The sequence below is a fragment of the Bradyrhizobium sp. MV1.5 genome, from assembly GCF_055807615.1.
On record NZ_JBVVPL010000095.1, the window covers coordinates 1 to 4269 of the forward strand.

Sequence of the window (4269 nt, forward strand, 5' to 3'; positions counted from 1 at the left end):
AATCCTGCATTCCAAAAACAGTCCACAAAGTCAAATGCGATCCTAGCTCAATCGCTTAGCCGCTCTTCACGGACGACGATTCAGTTCGGCTTCGGTCACCGAAGCGCGGTCGACTTTTCCCTTCATCAACGTAACTTGCATTTTGGCCCAACGCCTTCTGCTCTGCGTCACTCCAGGGAGAGCAGACGTTATACAGTCACGAATAGCTTTGCGGTCTCTATGTCGCAAATGCACGTCCGAGCGCTAGCAACTGAGGTGATGTAATCTTGTCGACTTTCGCTGTTGCGACCGGATGGGACGCGAAACGCGCGACCACCATTTCGGCCTTTGGCATAACCCGTAGCCATTGACCGTGAATGCCACGAGCCTCGAAAGCACCTAGTTCGTTGTGCGACACCCACCACATAGTTCGATAAGAATACCCAGGTAGCCACGAGAAACCTTTGGCGAATTTTGCCCGATCGCCACCTCTTTGCACATCGTGGACCACCGAGGCCGGTATGAGCTGCTTGCCATTCCACGCCCCCCCAAGGCGCATCAACTCTCCAAAGCGAACTAGATCCCGCAACGACGCGGATAGTCCGCCGCCAGCCAGCGGCATGCCCGCAGAATCGACTGCGATGTATGCATCGTCCTCGCAGCCGAGCGGACCCCACAGGCGTTCATGCAGCAACTGAGCAAAGGAGCGTCCTGTCACACGCGCCATCACCCAAGCCATCACCTCGGTGTTGACAGTCTTGTAGGCAAAACTATCACCGTGCGCTCCTTCCTTTCGCACAGTTTTCAGATAGTCGCACAGTGTTCGCGGACCATCATAACCTGGCGGACGCGACCGCCGGCCCGAGGCGCGATGATACAGCCGGTGGGTGGAACTTTCATCCGCGTAGTCTTCGGAGTATGCTAGACCCGTTTGCATGTCCATCACCTGACGTAGAGTCGCGTCCTCCCAGGCGCCGCCTCGAAGTTCAGGCAAATAATGCGTGATGAGCTTTGCGTCATCCAGGACACCCTCCTCAACAAACAGTGCGGTAAGGGTAGCTGCGTAAGACTTTGTCACTGAATTGCAAGCGTGCTGGATGCCCGGCTCGAGCGCACCCAAGTAACGCTCGTAGATGATGCGTCCGCGGTGTAGCACGAGAATTCCATCTGTGTAGGTGTCAAGTAACGCCTCATCAAAGCGGTACGCGCGCCCGTTCTGATCTAAAAACATGAGTGCATCGATGGAGGACGCTTTATCTTCGCGCTGAAATGGTGACTCCTCGCTACCCCGTGCAACGTTAACCGTCGGCACAAGTTCCCGCATATGAGATAGCGACCAGCGAATCTGCGGAAATTCAAGAAAACAATCGTTCTCGAATGTAACGCGTTTCTCCTCTGGAGCAGGCGCGCCGCGCATCCATCCTAGTTTTGTGGGATCGGAAGCGCGGCCATCGAGATAGCGGCGACCATTGAATTCCTGGGTGCTCACAAACTGCTCACCATTTTGAGCAAGGGCACGCTCCTTAGGTTGTTTCACGATACTCTTCCCTGAATTCATTCATTCGCACTAGCTCCGCGCCGGCTCCATCGATCCTCGAGACGGCCCTGAAAGTTGGTGGCGAGAAAGCGCCACCAATCCGTCTCGCGCTGCCCCGTCCAACTAGTCGGCCGAGAGATCCCAACGTTAGCAAGTGCCAAAGATTAGATCGCTTCGGGTAACGAAGCTGCCGATTTCGCTGCTTGATGGCCACTTGATATCGGATGTATGCGGGCCATTACTGTCGATACCGACAAATTCTGCAGTTTTTCGGCATCAGGGCGCCTCAAACGCAGTCTCCCGGCATGGTCGCAGAACGGCTGGTGATGAAGCTCTAGAATTGGCTCGGTGATCCTGCGCTCGGAAGGCGACTTTGAGGACACCCCGAAAGGCTGAAGGGGTCGTAGCTCAACCGAACTTTGATAAAAGCTGTTGGAACGAACGTTGAAGGCGTCCAGCGACGGCGCTGGTTAACAAATCCGCAGCTTGTGAGGGGCTATTACAAAGGGGATGTTCAGGGACAACTTGATCCCTTGCGATTGAAGGAACCATCATGGACGAAGAACAATTGTAGTGACCGACGATGGTTGCGGGAGGGTACCGTATACTCCACCTAGCGACACCATCGGCCCGCCGGTCCCTTCGATGATCAAAGATAATCTCGAACCTCCGGCAGGTTGAGCGCTTAGCGTCGATGCGAACGCCGTCAAGATCGGCCGAATAGTGCGGCTATCGCACCGGCTAAAGACACAACGCTAGCAACCCATCGCTCATGCACTGACGTCGGCGGACAACCGCACGACGCTATTAGGCGCCATCATTCGGGCAGATGCAATTTCCTCAACAACTGCGGCGAGACTAGATTCCAATTCTTGTCCCGAATAGGACGGATGACCTGGATTAATCAGGAGTAACGGACGCTCACCGGCTTGTTCGCTTCGCATGGTCTGCAGGTGAGCGGTATCTGTCTTCGGCATCCATAATTGTTGAGGACCTTCCTCGCAAACGTCAAGAGTTCAGTAGGTCAAGAACGTAGGTGACTGTGAGCTCCGTTGTCGGAATTACGATCTCGTCAGAGGCCCCAAAGGCTGGGGTATGGACGTGGGACTCATTACCTGGCGCGCGGCTGCCGAACCAAAAGTAGATCGACGGCACGCATGCCGAGTAAAAGCCAAAATCATCACTGCCTGCTACTGGCCTTCTGTCGCTGAAGAGGGCTTCGCGGCCAGCCGTATCGTGGACCACCTGCTTGAAGCGCTTCACCATCTCGGCGTCGTTGACTACGGCGGGCTCCCCCGCGCGGATGACTATTTGAGCCTGGCCGCGGTGCATCGCAGCCACTCCCTCGGCCAGCTCGCGTACACGTTGACACAACAGTGCTCTGCGATGGGAGCTGCCAGTTCTAATCGTTCCTTCCATCACGACAGAGGGACAGACAATATTGGTTGCTTCACCGCCATGAATAGTGCCGATCGTGACGACCGCGCCGTCATCGGGCGGCATTTCGCGCGAGACCACTTTCTGCACCTCGTTGACGAATGCGGCGGCAATAGTGATGGCATCGATGCCATTTTGCGGTGAGGCGCCGTGCGCCATCTTGCCACTTATCGTAATCTTGAATTGGTCGGCTGATTTGGTGACTGCGCCTTCCTGCGCACCGAACATGCCGGCGGGAATTCCGGGACTGACGTGAAAGCCCACGGCTCGATCAAAACCCTCCAAAAGTCTGTCATCCTGGATCGTGCGCCCACCGAGCGGCTCCGCCTCCTCGGCCGGTTGGAAGAATACACGCACCTTACCTGAGAAGTTGTGGCGCAGCCTACGTAAGGCGATCGCGGTACCAAGCGCAATGGATCCGTGCATGTCGTGACCGCAGGCATGCATTACGCCATCGACTTGAGAACGATAGGGCAGATCGTCCCGAGCCTCTTGGATTGGCAGCGCATCAATGTCGCCGCGCACCGCGATGTTACGCTTCGGACCTAAAGCAGTGCCTTCGATATCGACATAGAGGCCGGTATTGTGGAACGCTTTGGCATCCTCGAAGCCAAAGCGCTCAAGCATTTTGCGGATGCGCTCCTGCGTTTTCCATTCCGCGTTCGATAGCTCCGGCTCACGATGCATGGCGTGGCGCAGCTCGATTATCGCGTCGCGTTCGCGCTCCGCCAAAAGGCCATTGCTGCTTTTGCTCATTGGCTTGAACCCTCCGCCCGCGCCTTGCGTAGATAGACAGGACTTACCCCGATTACAGCAAGAAAATTGGCCAATCTCCGGCCACTGTGCGCTTAGATCCGGCTCGATTCTCGCTTTAACGCTGAACTTCCTCGTGTGAACCACGATGCTAGAAGATCGATTGGACGTGGCGGCGCAACCGGAAAACAGGTTACGATCGTGCAACCATTGGTGAAGCCCTGCAAACGGATGGCAATTAAGGACAGATGAAACGTTCGGAAATACTGGCGTCGCGCAGAAAACGCGCCCCACCTGCCTCCTCTAGGATCAGGACTAGAACCGTTCTGACCGCTCACCTGATGGCAATTGCCTTATATGTTCTTCAGTGCGACGCGGAATTCGGCTTCGGTCTTGGCCTTGACCTCGTCGAGCGAGACGCCGTCGGCAAGCTCGATCAGCGCCATGCCGCCGTTGCCATGCTTGTCGATGGTGAAGACAGCAAGATCAGTCACGACCATGTCGACCACGCGCTCGCCGGTCAGCGGCAAATTGCATTGCTTCAGGAGCTTTGGACCGTCCTT

2 protein-coding genes and 1 pseudogene are annotated in these 4269 nt (G+C 56.1%); all 3 read right to left on the reverse strand.

Features of this window, described 5'->3' with window-relative positions:
• Window positions 1-217: 217 nt before the first annotated feature.
• Window positions 218-1516: a serine hydrolase domain-containing protein gene (locus tag AC0L2J_RS34530; protein ID WP_473395955.1), complete on the reverse strand. Its 1299-nt coding sequence runs from the start codon at window positions 1514-1516 to the stop codon at window positions 218-220.
• A gap of 1008 nt (window positions 1517-2524) precedes the next feature.
• Window positions 2525-3709: a M20 metallopeptidase family protein gene (locus AC0L2J_RS34535; protein ID WP_473395956.1), complete on the reverse strand. Its 1185-nt coding sequence runs from the start codon at window positions 3707-3709 to the stop codon at window positions 2525-2527.
• A 350-nt stretch (window positions 3710-4059) separates the two neighbouring features.
• Window positions 4060-4269 (reverse strand): annotated as a pseudogene (locus tag AC0L2J_RS34540) (succinyl-CoA--3-ketoacid-CoA transferase); the annotation flags it as partial.